Annotated in this window: 17 protein-coding genes; 9 read left to right on the forward strand and 8 right to left on the reverse strand. The window is 39.9% G+C overall.

Annotated elements, in window-relative coordinates; translation table 11 throughout:
• Positions 1–103: 103 nt before the first annotated feature.
• A complete protein-coding gene (locus tag HNR43_RS07365; RefSeq protein WP_032101622.1) occupies positions 104–331 on the reverse strand; it encodes a hypothetical protein in 228 nt (75 codons plus the stop codon).
• Between the two features lie 81 nt (positions 332–412).
• Positions 413–1,705, reverse strand: coding sequence for a transcriptional regulator (locus HNR43_RS07370; protein ID WP_183242614.1), 1,293 nt, complete (start codon positions 1,703–1,705; stop codon positions 413–415).
• 140 nt (positions 1,706–1,845) lie between these two features.
• On the opposite strand from HNR43_RS07370, the gene HNR43_RS07375 reads away from it, so the two are divergent.
• From HNR43_RS07375 to HNR43_RS07415, 9 genes are all read left to right on the forward strand, one after another.
• Positions 1,846–3,360, forward strand: a complete 1,515-nt coding sequence (locus HNR43_RS07375) for an FAD-dependent oxidoreductase (RefSeq protein ID WP_183242616.1) — start codon at positions 1,846–1,848, stop codon at positions 3,358–3,360.
• Positions 3,357–4,826 (forward strand): spore germination protein, encoded by a 1,470-nt coding sequence (locus tag HNR43_RS07380; protein ID WP_183242700.1) that lies wholly within the window; start codon positions 3,357–3,359, stop codon positions 4,824–4,826. Before HNR43_RS07375 ends, HNR43_RS07380 begins: the two co-directional genes overlap by 4 nt.
• Positions 4,827–4,835: 9 nt before the next feature.
• A complete protein-coding gene (locus tag HNR43_RS07385; protein ID WP_183242618.1) occupies positions 4,836–5,936 on the forward strand; it encodes a GerAB/ArcD/ProY family transporter in 1,101 nt (366 codons plus the stop codon).
• A complete protein-coding gene (locus HNR43_RS07390) occupies positions 5,933–7,027 on the forward strand; it encodes a Ger(x)C family spore germination protein (RefSeq protein WP_183242620.1) in 1,095 nt (364 codons plus the stop codon). The genes HNR43_RS07385 and HNR43_RS07390 overlap by 4 nt, the downstream gene beginning before the upstream one ends.
• Before the next feature lie 71 nt (positions 7,028–7,098).
• Positions 7,099–8,154: an ABC transporter ATP-binding protein gene (locus tag HNR43_RS07395; RefSeq protein WP_183242622.1), complete on the forward strand. Its 1,056-nt coding sequence runs from the start codon at positions 7,099–7,101 to the stop codon at positions 8,152–8,154.
• A 1-nt stretch (position 8,155) separates the two neighbouring features.
• Positions 8,156–8,953, forward strand: coding sequence for an ABC transporter permease (locus HNR43_RS07400; RefSeq protein ID WP_183242624.1), 798 nt, complete (start codon positions 8,156–8,158; stop codon positions 8,951–8,953).
• Positions 8,950–9,729 carry an ABC transporter permease gene (locus HNR43_RS07405; protein ID WP_246346272.1) on the forward strand — a complete coding sequence of 260 codons (780 nt, stop codon included), beginning with the start codon at positions 8,950–8,952 and terminating at the stop codon, positions 9,727–9,729. The genes HNR43_RS07400 and HNR43_RS07405 overlap by 4 nt, the downstream gene beginning before the upstream one ends.
• Positions 9,726–10,799 carry an ABC transporter substrate-binding protein gene (locus HNR43_RS07410; protein ID WP_183242628.1) on the forward strand — a complete coding sequence of 358 codons (1,074 nt, stop codon included), beginning with the start codon at positions 9,726–9,728 and terminating at the stop codon, positions 10,797–10,799. The genes HNR43_RS07405 and HNR43_RS07410 overlap by 4 nt, the downstream gene beginning before the upstream one ends.
• A gap of 178 nt (positions 10,800–10,977) precedes the next feature.
• A complete protein-coding gene (locus HNR43_RS07415) occupies positions 10,978–12,468 on the forward strand; it encodes a peptide MFS transporter (protein ID WP_183242630.1) in 1,491 nt (496 codons plus the stop codon).
• A 19-nt stretch (positions 12,469–12,487) separates the two neighbouring features.
• Here HNR43_RS07415 and rlmH read toward each other — a convergent pair whose 3' ends face one another.
• The 6 genes from rlmH to HNR43_RS07445 form a co-directional block, all read right to left on the reverse strand.
• Entirely contained in the window at positions 12,488–12,967 is a 480-nt protein-coding gene (gene rlmH / locus HNR43_RS07420; RefSeq protein ID WP_183242632.1) for a 23S rRNA (pseudouridine(1915)-N(3))-methyltransferase RlmH, read from the reverse strand.
• Positions 12,968–13,050: 83 nt separating this feature from the next.
• Positions 13,051–13,206: a CxxH/CxxC protein gene (locus HNR43_RS07425; RefSeq protein ID WP_183242634.1), complete on the reverse strand. Its 156-nt coding sequence runs from the start codon at positions 13,204–13,206 to the stop codon at positions 13,051–13,053.
• A 54-nt stretch (positions 13,207–13,260) separates the two neighbouring features.
• Positions 13,261–14,469: a S1C family serine protease gene (locus HNR43_RS07430; RefSeq protein ID WP_183242636.1), complete on the reverse strand. Its 1,209-nt coding sequence runs from the start codon at positions 14,467–14,469 to the stop codon at positions 13,261–13,263.
• Positions 14,470–14,581: 112 nt separating this feature from the next.
• Positions 14,582–15,370 (reverse strand): MBL fold metallo-hydrolase, encoded by a 789-nt coding sequence (locus HNR43_RS07435; RefSeq protein WP_183242638.1) that lies wholly within the window; start codon positions 15,368–15,370, stop codon positions 14,582–14,584.
• Positions 15,371–15,375: 5 nt separating this feature from the next.
• Positions 15,376–16,161, reverse strand: a complete 786-nt coding sequence (locus HNR43_RS07440) for a two-component system regulatory protein YycI (RefSeq protein WP_183242640.1) — start codon at positions 16,159–16,161, stop codon at positions 15,376–15,378.
• Positions 16,148–17,476: a YycH family regulatory protein gene (locus tag HNR43_RS07445; RefSeq protein ID WP_183242642.1), complete on the reverse strand. Its 1,329-nt coding sequence runs from the start codon at positions 17,474–17,476 to the stop codon at positions 16,148–16,150. Before HNR43_RS07445 ends, HNR43_RS07440 begins: the two co-directional genes overlap by 14 nt.
• Positions 17,477–17,481: the final 5 nt, after the last annotated feature.

Genomic DNA, 17,481 nt, shown 5'->3' on the forward strand with positions numbered 1-17,481 from the left:
ACATTCACATTATAACGAAGATAGGATCGTTTGTGTGTGTCAACTTTGTGAAATATTGAGCAAATATATTGTGCAAGAGAACCGCTTCTTATAAAGAAGGCGGTCACTCACATACTGGATTGCGTGGAATTTTTGTAAACGAAATATCGTTGTACATGCGCGTATTTCGCTTAACAATTACGACATAGTTCACTGTCCATATATAAGAAGGAATATCTTGATCATCTTCAAACATCATTGCTTCAAATTCGTCCCCAATCATTTCTTCAAATAGCTCCAATGTATATGTTTCTGCATCTGTTGAAAAGTTTCTCCATTCGCATACGAGCATCATCTGTCACCTCAACTTTTCTTTTGTTACCATTATTGTAACATTCTTTTCTATACTATAGATTGTGAAATATTGAACAAATCATGAATATTGCTTATTTGTTATATATGCTTGTTTTGGATGATTTGGTTGGTCTGGATACTTTAAACGCATTTTCCCTTCCGCTAACAGCTTTCCTAAATAATTATTGCGCAGTCCGTCTGGCGTTCGATCTAATAAATAAGCTAATTCTTTTAACATTAATGGCCGATGGGCACATAGTTGCAAAATGATTTCTTCCATTTTGGTCGGTGCAAGCCTTTTTTTCTTACGCGCAATCTCAGCAATACTCCAGAGCTCCTGATCAATATTCGTTTCTTCTTCGTTATTTACGAAGTTAGGTGAATTATTTATGGAGTTTTGCTCTTTATTATAGGAGTTGTTTTCGTTATTTACGGAGTTAAGTCCGATGTTTACGGAGTCGGAATCATTATTTAAGGACTTAATCCCTTTGTTTATGGACTTCAAGTCGATATTTACGGAGTTTTGATCACTATTACAGGAGTTGTTTTTGTTATTTATGGAGTCAACTAACTCTAAATGATCTGACCAATCACATACCATCTCTAGATCATCGTCGTGTTTATGTCTTTCTGAAAAGGACACGACTGGTAATGTAATAACCGTCCGCTCCTGGAAATCATATTGATCAATGACAGGCTGTTGCAAACAAATTGTTTCGATCGTTTTCAAACCAACTCCAGCTCGCTTGCAAAAATGAATGTAAATAAACATTTTGAACACATTCGGATTACGCAAATGGCTAACACCGCCGCTAAATGCCTGTTCTAAAGGAATACCGAAAAGCCCAGGATTAGAAAATTGTATATATGATTGCTGCCGTTCAACAATAATGCCTCCATCGCCATTATAATCGGCATGGACAATCGCGTTGATAAGTGCTTCATGCACCGCTTCTTTTTCAAATGTAGATACATCTTTGAACTCGTTCATCACTTTAAAATAAAAATCATAAATATTTCCCGACCACGTTCCATCTTGTGAAGTGAAACGACTTGTCCAATGCATATGATTATCATCATATTCACGATATTCAAGAAAGTATTGTGGTAAAACTTCTGTAATCATTCGCTCTTCGCTAAACATAAGAAGTCCTGCTAATGTTAATCCTTCCTTGCTTGTGTTTCGTATTTTTCCCCATGCCCCAATCTTATATAAAAAATCTTTCGTTTCTAAACCGTTCCATGGGTGGTTTGGTTTGACTTTTGCAAATTGCTCACGATAATGGCGAACAGATTCTAAATGCAATTCATTCAGCCCATAATGTTCTAAGACGATATTATCTTGTAAACGAACACTTGCATCTTTATTCACTTTAACTCTCCCTCTTACGTTATGTTATAAAAACATTTCTATACACGTCTATTTCCATTTTATCATCTTTACAAATGTTCATCATAAACTTTTCGATTTGGGGAAAATTAAGAAAAACATGGATATGGAGGAACAAACTCATGTCTTTACCAAAGTCATCTCAATCGTATTGGCTACAAACAACAATGATTCCGTCTTTTCCATCTTTGACGCAACCGCTTGAAACAGATGTAGCGATTATTGGTGGAGGAATAACAGGCATTACAACCGCTTATTTGCTCGCTAAACAAGGCGTGCGTGTCGCCGTCATCGAAGCAGACCGGCTATGTCACGGTACAACAGGGCATACGACCGCAAAAATTACCGCCCAGCATGATCTCATTTATCATGAACTAATTGCCCACTTCGGAGAAGAAAATGCTCGCCATTATTACGAAGCAAACGAAAAAGCGCTGCAATCGATGTTACAAACGATAAAAAAACACGATATTCCTTGCGATTTATCGCTAGAAGACGCGTACATATATACAACGGAAGAAACACAATTACATATGCTTGAGGCGGAATGGAAAGCGTATGAAACGCTCGGCATCGACGGGGCATATGTCGATCAACTTTCGCTTCCTTTTTCCGTCCAAGGTGCAGTCATGATGCGCAACCAAGCGCAATTTCATCCGCTCCATTATTTAAAAACATTAGTGGAGCTCGCGGTCGAACATGGGGCATCTTTTTACGAACAAACTGTTGCACAACATATCGAGACAGCCCATCGCCCGATTGTACAAACGAAAAATGGCGCAACGATCACGTGCGACACGGTTGTCATTTGTACCCACTTTCCGTTTTTTGACCCTGCTTTTTACTTTGCACGCTTGCATGCAGAACGATCGTACGTTATTGCAGTCGAGTCACACGAACGACTGCAAGGCATGTATTTAAGCGCAAATGAACCAAAGCGATCTCTTCGCTGCACAACGATGGACGGCAAGCCGCTTCTTCTAATCGGTGGCGAGTCGCATAAAGTCGGACAAGGGATCAACATGATTCAACACTATGAAGCGTTACAAGCATTTTGTGAACATACGTTCGGTTTATCACATGTGCTATATCGTTGGTCGGCGCAAGATCTCATCACGCTAGACAATCTTCCATACATCGGTCCCGTTCGCACAGGTCTTCCACACATTCTTGTCGCGACAGGGTATCGAAAATGGGGCATGACGACAAGCACGGTCGCTGCTCATCTGTTAACCGATTTAGCATTACAAAAAGAAAACCGTTACGCTCAACTGTTTACTCCATCACGATTTATCGCTGATCCGTCGCTCAATCACTTGCTGACGGAAGGAATCGATGTCGCAAAACATTTCTTGATCGGAAAGCTTGAATACGCCATTCGTACCCCCCGCGACATATTGCGTGGAGAAGGGGCTGTGGTCAATGTAGGAGGAAAACGAGCTGGTGCTTATCGCGACGATGACGGCACACTTTATGTCGTCGATACGACGTGTACACATATGGGATGTGAACTCGAATGGAACAATAGCGAGCGGTCATGGGACTGTCCATGTCACGGTTCACGTTTTTGTTTTACTGGAAAAGTGTTAGAGGGACCAGCCATCAAACCGCTTCAACAGCTGAAAGGGGATGAATAATGAACGGCACTCAACAACTATTGGCCCATTCGCTCGATGCGAATGAACAAACGTTGCGTGACTATTTTACAAAAACGCCTGATCTTGTATATTGCCATCTACTCATTGGTGAACCGAAAAAACGGGCGTTGCTTGTATATCTCAACACACTTGTTGATAAAAACTCAATCAACAATAACGTGATTAGCCCACTTTTATTTGAAACGAGACAAATAAATACAATTGCTGATATTCAATTGCCAATCGGGGCAAAATCATATGCGACAATATGGGAACATGTTATTCAGCGCGTGTTTCAAGGGGAAACAGCACTATTTCTAGACGGCGACGACCACGTATTACTACTCGACACGCAAGGATGGCCACAACGCGCCATTGCGGAACCGCAAATTGAATCGTCTTTGAAAGGGTCGCACCAAGGGTTTATTGAAACGTACGAAAAAAACATCGCACTCATTCGTCGCTATTTGCCGCATCAACAATTAAAAGTTGAAACAACGACCGTTGGTAGAAGAGGACATACCTCTGTCGCACTGTTATATTTAGAAGACGTGACTCACCCAGAGGTGTTACAAGAATTGAAAGATCGAATCGAACAAGTCGATGTCGACACAATTGTCAATACGGGCGAGCTGATGCAACATATTGAGGATAATCCGTTCTCGCCATTTCCACAATTTTTATTAACTGAACGTCCCGATGCAGCGGTGAGCAATTTACTACAAGGGCGCATCGTGATCGTCGTTGACCACTCACCTAGCGTCATGATTGGACCAATGACATTTATTACGTTTTTTCAAACAGTCGACGATTACAGTACGCGTTGGATGATCGCGTCGTTTTTACGACTTTTGCGCTTGCTTGCCTTTTTTATGGCCATTTTTTTACCATCCGCTTATATTGCGGCACTTTCGTTTCATTATGAAATTATCCCGCTCAATTTATTGTTAACGATTGGTGAATCGCGCGAACGCGTCCCGCTTCCGCCACTTTTAGAAGCTGTGTTAATGGAGCTTGCGATTGAAATGTTACGTGAAGCAGGGTTGCGTTTACCTGCACCAATTGGGCAAACGGTCGGCATCGTTGGAGGTGTTGTCATCGGGCAAGCTGCTGTTCAAGCTGGTATCGTTAGCAACATTATGGTCGTCATCGTTTCACTGACAGCCATTGCCTCATTTATTATTCCAAATCCGGATATGTCGGAATCGATTCGTTTATTGCGCTTTCCAATGATGATTGCTGCTTCTTTATTTGGTTTAGTTGGAATGGTCATCGGTTTCATGCTTATTATCGGTCATCTCATTTCGTTAGAGTCACTTGGCACACCTGAAGGGAGTCCATTCGCTCCTGCACGATTGCGCGACTGGAAAGATACGATTTTACGCTTTCCGCTTTGGATGATGCGCACGCGACCATTATCCGCTCGTCCGACACAACTGACGAGACAAAAAAAATTCCGTAAATAAGTGGTGCTTATGAAACGATATGAATTTAACGAAATCACGATAATGCAATATATTTTTCTCATCTCGGGCGCACAAATCGGTATCGGCATTTTATCGCTTCCAGCCCAGCTTGCTGATATTGCCAACACGGACGGATGGATCGCTATTATTATTGGGTGGCTTATTTCTATCATCGCAAGTACGATCATTATAAAAACGATGGCGAAGCATCCACAAGACACGATTTTCGATCTTTCTCGTCGCTATTTTGGAAGGATATTTGGGACATTAATCCATCTTGCTTTTGTCGCTTACGCTTTATTAGCGTCTATGACTGTCGTTTTTACCGCCATTCATATTACACAAGTATGGATTTTACCAAATACACCAAACTATCTTATTATGATTTTATTTATGCTACCGGGCTTTTTAATTACGCGAAACGGCGTACGCGTCCTAGCGCGCTACGCGGAATTCGTCTTTTACTTAACGCTTTGGATGCCCATTCTTATTGCGATACCGTTACAGAAAGGGACGATTTTATATATGCTCCCTATTTTAAAAGAAGGATGGGCACCGATTTTTCAAGCGGTAAAAACAACAGTTTTATCGTTTTTAGGCTTTGAATTAGCGTTCGTGTTTTACCCGTTTTTAAAAGAAAAAAAACATGCGATCAAAGCGATGGTCATTGCCAACAGTATCTCTGCTTTTACTTTTTTATTAATTACAGTCACCTGTTTTATTTTCTTTAGTCCTGATGAAACGCCTTCGCTTATTTGGCCGACGTTGTCGCTATTGAAAACGATTGAATTTTCATTTATTGAACGGTTTGAAGTGATTTTTTTATCTTTTTACTTGTTTGTCATGTCAACGACAGGCATCCCATATATTTTCACAACTGTTTTTGGCGTTAGTCAACTATTTGGAAAAAAAGATCATACGATCGTACTTATTATTGCGGTTTGTGCATTTATTTTGACGTCTTTTTTATACACCCCGTCGTTTTCTCATATTCAAACGATGGGATCGTGGTGGGAGCGATACGGTTTATGGGGAGCTTATATTTTTCCTATCTTCTTGTTTATTTATGTTTCCATGGCGCAATGGTTTCAAGGAGGAAAAAAGAAATGAAAAAATATATGTACGTCTTCCTCTGTTTTCTTTTCACAACTGGATGTAGTGCAAAAACACAACTAGATGACCTCACACTCGCATTGACTGTCGGATTGGATACAGGGAAAAATGGAAAATTACTTATCTATTCTGTTAGCCCGGTGTTTAATAAAGAGGCTAAAAACATTTACGAAGTCATTCGTACATTAGGAGTAACACCACGGGACGGACGTTCAAAAGCAAACGCCTTTGCCTCAGGGAAAATTGTTGGAGGAAAAGCTCAAAACATCATTGTCAGTAAAACATTTGCGAAAACACATGATATGTTTTCGTATTTAGACGTGTTTTATCGCGATCCAAAAAATTCAACAACAGCAAATTTCATCGTTTTTGACGGTCCGTTAAAAGATGTCATGTACATTCGTCTTGACGATAAACCGCGTCTATCTGTGGCTATTCGGGATGTGTTATTAACAGCACATAAAAGTAAACAAACAACAAAAATCAATTTACTTGAGTTTCGACGTTTATCGCTTGATCGCGCTCAAACGCCGTTTGCCCCGATTTTAAGAGTGCATAAAGGGGATTTAATCGCAGGAGGGATCGCCTTATTTAATAAACAACGAAAGTATGTCGGCTCATTATCACAAAAAGAAAGTCCGTATTTTGCGATATTAAACAAAAATATTAAACCTGCGACATCGCTTACACTTGCTATAAAGGGTCTAACAAAACAAAAAGAATACGTAAGCATTTCGATTGAAAAGGGTGATTTTTCATATAAACCGTCGTTTCAAAATGGGATGTTTCGCTTTGACGTTCATATACATCTAGGTGCCATTTTGACCGAAACGACGACACATATTGCTATGAAAAAAGAAAAGAAAAAACTCGAACAATTGCTCGCAAAAGAAATACAAAAACAACTTGAAGCGATCGTGAAAAAAATGCAAACATATGAAGTCGATCCGATCGGATTTGGTTTGTATGCCCGCGCTTACGAATACAAACCGTTTCAAAAACAAAAAAGCTGGTCAAAGGCTTTTGCGAAAGCGGAAATTAACATTCACCCAACAGTTGAAATCATTAGCTACGGTGTGCTTCAATAAAAGGTTGCTGAACATAAAGCGATCGTTCATAATGGACTTAAAAAATGGATAAATGAGGTGGGAAAAACAAAATGGACGATCGCGTCATCATTCGCTTTAACCATGTCACAAAACAATACGATAATGATCTTCCTGTGCTCGATGACGTCAGTTTTGAAATGGAGCGCGGTAAATTTTATACACTTCTCGGTCCCTCTGGTTGCGGAAAAACAACGATTCTCCGCTTAATTGCTGGATTTATCGAACCAACAAAAGGCGATATTTATTTTCATGGAAAACGGATGAACAATGTTCCAGCAAATAAACGGCAAGTGAATACAGTATTTCAAGATTATGCACTTTTCCCTCACTTAAACGTATTTGAAAACGTCGCTTTTGGCTTACGTATCAAAAAAATAGGAAAGGAAGACATTGAACGAAAAGTAAAAGAAGCACTTCGCTTCGTCAACTTAGAAGGATACGAACAACGTGCGATTCATGAAATGTCAGGAGGACAGCGACAACGTGTTGCCATCGCCCGCGCGATCGTCAATGAACCGGATGTGCTGTTACTAGATGAACCGCTATCAGCGCTTGATTTAAAACTTCGAACAGAAATGCAATATGAGTTGCGCGAATTGCAACGAAGACTTGGCATTACGTTTATTTTCGTTACCCACGATCAAGAAGAAGCTCTTGCGATGTCGGATGAAATTTTCGTGTTAAATAAAGGAAAAATTGAGCAACGCGGTACACCGAAAGATATTTATGATGAGCCTGTGAACCGTTTCGTCGCTGATTTTATCGGGGAATCAAATATCATTACCGGAACGATGATCGATGATTTTGTTGTGGAATTTGCTAATCAACAATTTGCGTGCATCGATCGCGGTTTTGCGAAAAACGAACGCGTCGACATTGTTATTCGTCCTGAAGATTTAGAGTTAACAACTGTTGAGCGTGGCAAATTGCGTGTGCGCGTTGATTCTGTTTTATTCCGTGGCGTGCATTATGAGCTTTGTTGTTACGATACGTATGGAAATGAGTGGCTCGTTCACTCGACAAAAAAGGCGGATATCGGGGAAGAAATTGGCCTCCATTTTGAGCCAGAAGCTATTCATGTTATGAAGCGGAGTGGGGGTGAATAATATGCGCCGATATGCTTATGCCATCCCCTATTGGTTGTGGATCGGGTTGTTCGTTGTTGCACCGATTATTCTTATTATTTATTATTCTTTTTTCGATATTGAAGGCCATTTCTCGCTCGTTAACTATGAAACTTTTTTCACACCTGTTTATTTACGAATGACGGTTAATTCGTTTTGGTATGCATTTCTAATCACAGCATGTTCACTCCTTATTGCATACCCAACCGCTTATTTGTTAACAAAAACGAAGCATAAGCAGTTATGGCTGTTGCTTATTATTTTGCCAACATGGGTCAATTTATTGCTAAAAGCGTACGCTTTTCTTGGATTGTTCGGCACGTATGGGGCAGTCAATGCGCTATTTGAGGCGATTGGAATTGGAACGAAACAACTATTGTTTACGGACTTTAGTTTTGTTTTTGTATCTGTTTATATTTTTATTCCGTTTATGATTTTGCCGATTTTTAATGCACTTGAAAAATTGAATCCTTCTTTGATCGATGCAGCGCGCGACTTAGGAGCGAGCGAATGGACGACATTCCGTCGCGTCATTTTTCCGCTTACGCTCGATGGTGTCAAAGCAGGGTGTCAAGCGGTGTTCATTCCGTCGCTTTCGCTCTTTATGTTGACAAGATTAATCGCTGGAAACCGCGTTATTACGCTTGGCACTGCGGTTGAGCAACATTTTCTCGTGACGCAAAACTGGGGAATGGGGGCGACAATCGCTGTCTTTTTAATGATCGCCATGGCTAGCATTATGGCGTTAACAGGAAATAAAAAATGGGGGGTGAGACAATGAAATTTTCTCGCCTCTATTTAACTTTTATATTTTTCGTATTATACATGCCTATTTTTTATTTAATTTATTACTCGTTTAATAGTGGCGGGACGATGCATCATTTCGAATCATTTACTCTTGACTGGTATAAAGAAGTGTTTGCTGATACACGCTTGCTTATTATCGTTTTGCATACAATGATTATCGCCTTATTATCGTCATCACTTGCGACAATCATTGGCGTGTTTGGCGCTATTACCATTTATTATGCAAAACATCGTTGGAAACAAACGTTGCTTACGCTAAATAACGTTTTAATCGTCAGCCCTGACGTCATTATTGGGGCATCGTTTCTGATCTTATTTACGATTGCTGGCATCCAGCTTGGATTTACGTCTGTCTTATTGTCTCATATTGCTTTCAGCATTCCGATTGTCGTATTAATGGTGTTGCCAAAGCTGCAGGAAATGAGCCCGACGTTGATTGATGCAGCACGCGATTTAGGGGCAAATGAGTGGAACATATTAACAAAAGTCATCCTTCCGTACATTACACCTGGCATTTTTGCTGGCTTTTTCATGGCGCTCACGTACTCGCTTGATGACTTTGCGGTCACGTTTTTCGTGACAGGGAACGGCTTTTCGACGTTGTCTGTGGAAATTTATTCGCGGGCACGACAAGGGATTTCGTTATCCGTTAACGCTTTATCTACCCTTCTTTTCTTATTTACGCTTGTTCTCGTTGTTGTGTATTACGTCATCACACAACGCGCTAGCGCTAAGGGGGGACAAAAATGAAAAAAATATCATCACTTTTTTTGCTCGTTTGGCTCATTGCTTTTAGTTTGCTTTATGTCACAAAAACGATCGAATCGTCCAAAGGGTATGGGGGAGCTAATACGTTAACGATTTATAACTGGGGCGACTATATTGACCCTGCGCTCATTAAAAAATTTGAAAAAGAAACGGGTCTCAAAGTCATTTACCAAACATTTGATTCGAATGAAGCGATGATGACAAAAATTTCCCAAGGTGGCACAACATTCGATGTCGCTGTTCCGTCAGAATACGCCATCAGCAAAATGAAAGAGGAAGGGTTGTTACTTCCGATCAATCATTCAAAAATCCCAAACTTGCGCTATATTGATGAGCGTTTTCTTGACTTATCGTTTGATCCAGGCAATGAATATTCCATTCCTTACTTTTGGGGAACGGTCGGCATCGTCTACAATCGTGCCCTACTCGGTGGAAAAGAAATAACGAGTTGGAACGATTTATGGGACCCTGCATTTAAAAATCAAATTTTACTTATTGATGGTGCACGCGAAATTATGGGCATGGCGCTAAATAGTCTACATTATTCACTTAACGATACGAACAAAACACATTTACTACAAGCAAAACAAAAACTTGATCAGCTAACACCAAACGTCAAAGCGATTGTCGGTGACGAAATTAAAATGCTGCTTGCGAACGAAGAAGCCGCGATCGGCATCGTTTGGTCGGGCGATGCAGCAGAAATTATGTGGGAAAACGAACGGCTTGATTACGTGATCCCAAAAGAAGGAACAAATTTATGGTTTGATAATATGGTCATTCCAAAGACAGCGAAAAACATTGAAGGTGCTCATCAATTTATTAACTTTATGCTTGACCCGAAAAACGCGGCTCAAAACGCGGAATACGTCGGCTACTCGACACCAAATAAAAAAGCGCTTGAATACTTACCGAAAGAGATAGTGGAAGACGAACGTTTTTATCCAAGCGAACAGCTTGCTGATAAACTTGAAGTATATGAAAATCTCGGTAAAAGCATGCTTGCATATTACAATGAATTGTTTTTACAGTTTAAAATGCATCGCAAATAAGGGTATGGGTTTTTCGCCATACCCTTATATTATTTTAGAAAATTTTTTTATTTACTTCATTTACTCATTCGTTTAAAATGGTTACTTGTGAAACCTATTTATTTAATATAAGATTGGTTTCATTAAGAAAATACAGAAAATAAAAATTATTATTTTAAAAAATGAAAGGGGTTTCGTTATGTCACAAAGTAAGCAACGCATTGTCGAAAGCGTTCCCCAACGTGGCTTTTTCGGCCATCCGAGAGGACTTTTCACATTATTTTTTACTGAGTTTTGGGAACGTTTCTCTTATTATGGTATGCGTGCTATTCTCGTATTTTATATGTATTATGAAGTATCGAAAGGCGGCTTAGGATTAGATGAACCGACTGCTCTAGCGATCATGTCCATTTACGGTTCACTCGTTTATATGTCGGGCATTATTGGCGGATGGTTAGCCGACCGATTATTCGGGACAGCAAAAGCTGTGTTTTACGGCGGTATTTTAATTATGCTCGGTCACATTGCTTTAGCTGTTCCAGGAAGTGTAACGATGTTTTTTGTTTCGATGGTTTTAATCGTGCTTGGAACGGGATTGCTTAAACCAAACGTTTCAAGCGTTGTCGGTGATTTATATGCAGAAGGCGATCACCGTCGCGATGCGGGATTTAGCATTTTTTATATGGGCATTAACCTTGGAGCATTTTTAGCTCCGCTCGTTGTTGGAACGGTTGGGATGAAATACAACTTCCATCTCGGCTTTGGTATTGCCGCGATCGGTATGTTTTTCGGACTTCTCGTATTTATCGGAACGAAAAAGAAAAATCTCGGTCTTGCGGGAACACATATACCAAACCCGTTATCCGCAGATGAAAAGAAAAAAGTGTTCACATGGGGCGCAATCGGTGTAGCGATCATTGCCTTACTCATTTTCATCGGCTTACAGACAAATACACTAACAATCGATTTGTTTGTATCGCTCGTCGGTATTTTCGGTATTGTCATTCCAACGATTTACTTTGTCGTTATGTATCGTAGTCCGAAAACGACAGATGTGGAACGTTCACGCATTATCGCTTATATTCCTTTGTTCATCGCATCAGCGATGTTCTGGTCGATTCAAGAACAAGGTTCAACCATTTTAGCAACGTATGCAGATAAACGAACACAGTTGCATTTTGCTGGTATCGATCTTTCGCCAGCTTGGTTCCAATCGTTGAACCCGTTATTTGTCATTACATTTGCCCCGATTTTCGCTTGGCTATGGGTGAAATTAGGGGATAAACAGCCGTCCATTCCAAAGAAATTTTCTTTAGCGCTATTGTTTGCTGGGTTATCGTTTGTTGTCATTTTATTGCCAGCTTATCTCGGTGGAAACGATTCGTTAGTAAGTCCTCTTTGGCTCGTGCTAAGCTACTTAATTGTTGTGTTTGGTGAACTATGCTTATCGCCTGTCGGTTTATCCGCAACGACAAAACTTGCTCCGGCGGCGTTTTCAGCTCAAACGATGAGCTTATGGTTTTTATCAAGCGCGGCAGCCCAAGCCATTAACGCACAAATCGTGAAGTTTTATACACCAGAAACAGAAATGGCTTATTTCGGAACGATCGGTGGAATCGCCATCGTCTTTAGCGTCATTCTTTTCATCATCTCACCAAAAATTGAAAGCTTTATGAAAGGGGTAAAATAAGCGGCTGAATTCAGCCGCTTTACTTATGATACGGTTCACCTCTGTTAATTCGGAAAGCGCGGTAAATTTGCTCGGTTAAAATGAGACGCATGAGTTGATGCGGAAAAGTCATTTTTGAAAACGAAAGCGATTCGTTTGCTCGTTTCATGACGTCATCGCTTAAGCCGAGCGAACCACCGATAATAAAAGCAATTTTACTTTTTCCATATGTCGCTAATCGATCAAGCGTTTGGGCAAACTCTTCTGACGACATCATTTTTCCTTCAATCGCTAAAGCAATAACATGCATGTCATCCGTAACTTTTGCTAAAATACGTTCACCTTCTTTCTTTTTGACGAGTTCCATTTGTTGTTCACTTAACTGCTCTGGCGCTTTTTCATCTGCTACTTCCACAATATCCATTTTCGCATAAGCAGACAACCGTTTTGTATATTCTTCTATTCCTTGTTTTAAATATTTCTCTTTTAACTTACCCACAGCAATAATGTATATATTCACAAATGATCCCCACTTTACAAACATGATATCCACAAGTTTTATCCACATATCCACAACACGAATCCACATATTGTGCAAAAACATTAGTTCCCTACTATATATGCAGCCCGTTCTTCACAAAAGTCACACGTGTCTTCTTCTTTATCCACAGAAATTGTTGATATTTCTGGCGCTTGTTGTTTTTCATCCACATACATATCGATAGCGATTTCAACATGTTGCTCGCAACATTTCCACAAGACGTACCACCCCTTATTCATGAATGAAACGACAGGGAATTCCCTGCCGTTTCATTATAATGATTGTTTCGCTAATTTTAACGTCACCGTTTGTTTTTTGCCATCGCGGTAAAATGTTACTTTCATCGTATCGCCAATTTGTTTGCGATTATATAAATGTTTTCTTAATTCGATCACATCAGCGATTTTTTCGTCATCTAACGCTACAATGACATCAAACTCACGCAATCCCGCTTGCGCAGCTGGCGAGCCCGGTACAACTTGTAAAATAGCTACGCCTTCTTTGACGTTTGCTGGTAAATGAAGTGTCTGTTGCCAATGATATGCTGGGATGTCGCTTAATGAACGCAATTCTACGCCCATATATGGACGGCGAACTTGTCCAAACTTCTCTAAATCCGCAATAATTGGTTTAGCATAATTAATTGGAATGGATAATCCGATTCCTTCAACAGCTTCTTGAGCAATTTTCATTGAGTTAATTCCAATGACTTGCCCTTCGATATTTACAAGCGCACCACCGCTGTTTCCAGGGTTAATGGCAGCGTCTGTTTGCAATACTTCCGCATGCCAATCTGGAATACCGTCTTGGTCAATATCAATTGGAATCGTCCGGTTTACTCCTGAGATGATTCCTTGTGTTACAGAGCCTGCGAATTGTAAGCCAAGTGGGTTTCCAACCGCAATGACCGGTTCTCCTACTTTCACGACATCAGAATTTCCGAATTCAGCTACATTTGTTACGTGTTTTGCGTCAATTTCTAATACGGCCAAATCTGTCCACACATCGCTCCCAAGTAAGCGGGCTGGCACTTTTGTTCCGTCGCTTAAACTTACTTCCACACGGCTGGCACCTTCAACAACGTGATGGTTCGTTACGATATATGCCTTATTTCCTTCTTTTTTATAAATGACTCCTGAGCCTGTTCCAGCTTCCCCGCCTTCTGACCAAAAACTTGCTTCTTGAATATTTACAATGCCAACAACCGCATTTGATACTTTATTCACCGCTTTTGTTACTTGAGTCACAACATCGACTGCTACACTTTTATCTACTTTTGGCTGCTCCGTCACAGTCGTCTGTTTTTCTTCCGTTTGTTCAAGTTTATAAGGTAAAATATCCCATTTAACTAACGAAGGAATAGAGACAACGACAATCATTCCGCCTAAAATAGCCCCGACTATTCCCGCTAAAAAAGCTCCACCACGATTGCCTTTTTGTTTTTGACGAATATGTTCGTAATGATCATCATAATAGCCCATCTTTCACCCGTCCTTTCTTTATAAAATATTGACCCCTTTTCCATTATAACCTTCTTTTCCCCTAAGCATCTAACAATATACATACGACATGTTGGTGAAAAAAAGGTGAAATTTATACTGAAATCAGTGCCGTCGGACGAGCTGGATCTGTGTCATACAGTTGAAAAGATTCTCCGACAACTATTCCTTTTCGCTCAAGCGTCTGGGACACTGTCATTCGTGCTAATTCTTTCATATTGTTATCTTGGCTTAAATGCGCTAAATAAATGCGCTTTGTTTTATCACCAATGACGTCTGCTAAAGCAAGACCTGCGTCCTCATTGGATACGTGCCCGACGTCACTTAAAATACGTCGCTTAATGTTCCATGGATATTTTCCCATACGCAACATTTCTACGTCGTGGTTACTTTCAAATACAAATACATCCGCATGACGAATGACATCTTTCATGCGCTCGCTCACATACCCTGTATCCGTAATGAGAGCTAACTTTTTTCCCTCATAATGAAACACATAAAACATCGGCTCCACAGCATCGTGAGACACACCGAACGATTCAACATCCAAATCTCCAAATGTACGAACAGAACCCGTTGGAAAAATAAATTTTTGCTCAAGCGGGATGTCACCGATGAACCCGTCCATCGCTTTCCAAGTCTTTTCATTCGCATAAATCGGTAAGCGATATTTGCGAGCAATAACACCTAGTCCTTTAATATGGTCGCTATGTTCATGTGTCACTAAAATACCAGTTACATCTTGAATGCGGCGATCAATATGGGCAAATAATTGTTCTAATTGTTTGCCGCTTAACCCAGCATCAACAAGCAATCGCTCCCGTTTCGTTTCTACGTAAAAAGCGTTGCCTGTACTGCCGCTTGCTAAAACGCTAAACCTCATGTTATTCACTCCAACACTTTATTTTCATCGCTAATGACTTGTCCTTCAAATGCGTTCACATAATAATCTGTTTTTCCATTTACAACAACGTGCCATGTCGGTGTTAATACTTGCGAAGTCGTAAACTGAACGAGCGCATAGTATCCCAGATCGATTTTTGTTACTCGATCGCCCGGCTTTAAGTAATTTCGCTTATACAACGTCTCTAATGCTTTAATCGCCGGCAAAATTTCTTGTTTTTTCTCGTTTTTCTCTAAATCAACGAGCAACGTTTGTTCATAGCCAACCATTTCATTTCGATCATTCACATAAATAAGCAACATACTGCTCACATTTTTATAGATGGTTTTCCCTTCATATTGTTGAAAATAAATGAGCGCTTGTAAGTCTTCATCATACTTCCAAAATGTATATTGATCACCTGCAATTATATTTTGTCTTAAAAACTCTGTTAGGCGATAGCCGTCTTTTGGATCTTGTAGCGGCACAGGTTTAATAAAATGAGCTTGCAAAACGGTTTCGTTTGCCGCTTCAACTTGTTGGTTTGGCAAATTTTTTACTTCTTCTTCCGTAAACGTTTTACTTTTCCCACTAACGTATGTCGCTTTCGTGATCTCTTTTGGTAAATCGACATATGTAATGCCATCCGCTTCGAGCTGTTCCTCGATAGTCGCTTCCAAAATCACATCAAGCTGGCTACTATTTTTTTTCTGGATGAATTGGTAACCTAAAAATATATCCAGAATGAGAAATGTAATAATAAAAATCGTTTTCGTTTTACTCCAATCCAATGATATCCCCTCTTCGTTCATCTGTCGTCATCACAATTTTTCGCCACGTTCCATTATACAAACAATACCAGCTCGGCTCTAACATGACGATATTTTCTCGCTCCGAATCACGAACGAGCTCATAGCCAATCGCAATATCGTCAATGAATTCATGTTGAATATTTTTTTGCTTTTTCAACTGATCAATGACTTCATATCCGGAGGAAAGTGTAATTGGTAAACTTACTCGGTCAGGAATGGCCAATGTGAATAACGGACGTTGGTAATTCATAATCTCATTTTCTCCCCATATTTGCACAATTTCTGCCATTCCATAACGATTAAATACAGGGTAGCCATTGGCAAACAAACGAAAGGTTACCTTTCTTCCATTTTCGTCTAACTGATCAAAATAATACGTATCCGTCCAACCGCCATGATCGTTCACAAAATCAATGCTCTTTTGCAAAACCGTCGGATCCGCCGCCTTTATCTCGCCACGGGCAGCTGGATTGACATACAACAACAATTTTTTGGATAAATCAACATCCATTAAACGCGACCCGTCTGTATACTCCTCACCAAAATTGAGTACATCTTTTTTCACAAAACTTGGGTCTGTAAATAATGCATCTTTAAAACGATCGCTACTTAACTCGTCCATGTAGTATTGCAATCGGTTTAATACGAGGGGACGAGCGGGTAAAAACAACGATTTTGTCTCGCTAATGTCATAAGATAAAAAAGGTGTGTAACGTTCTGCCCGCGCATAATATGTTTGTTTCAAATTTTCAATCACCGCATCTTGAACAACCGCTTTATATATACGCTTCTCATTGGCAGATACGAAATAGACATTCATTTCTTCTTCGTTTTCATTCATCGGAATGATGATGCGATCAAACTGAACTTTTTCGATGTCCTGGTCTTCAAATTGAAATATCGTTCGATACATTTCGATCGGTATGTCATCAGGATAAATAATTTCAATTTTTCCTTTCCCATGTATAAACGAAAGAAACTGTTCTTTTTTAATTGTGCTTGATATATTTTCGAAATGATCGAACGTCCAATTTTTCATCTCTTTCATAAATTTATAAATATCCGAGTGATGTGTCATTCCATAATGTTGTTCATTTTTATGAATAAAAATATAACGTGGCTGAATAACCGTACTATAATCAACAGCAACATTGCTGACAGGGACGTTTTGAATGTATTTTGCGTTTTCAATAAAGTCATATTTCGGCTGATACGTCCATAAACTCCACGTTAAAAAAACGCTCGTACATACAAGAATCGTCAATACAATGGACTTAATCGTTTCGTATTTCATCGTTT

Source organism: Anoxybacillus mongoliensis (assembly GCF_014201515.1).
In the GTDB taxonomy this organism is placed as follows: Bacteria; Bacillota; Bacilli; order Bacillales; family Anoxybacillaceae; genus Anoxybacillus; species Anoxybacillus mongoliensis.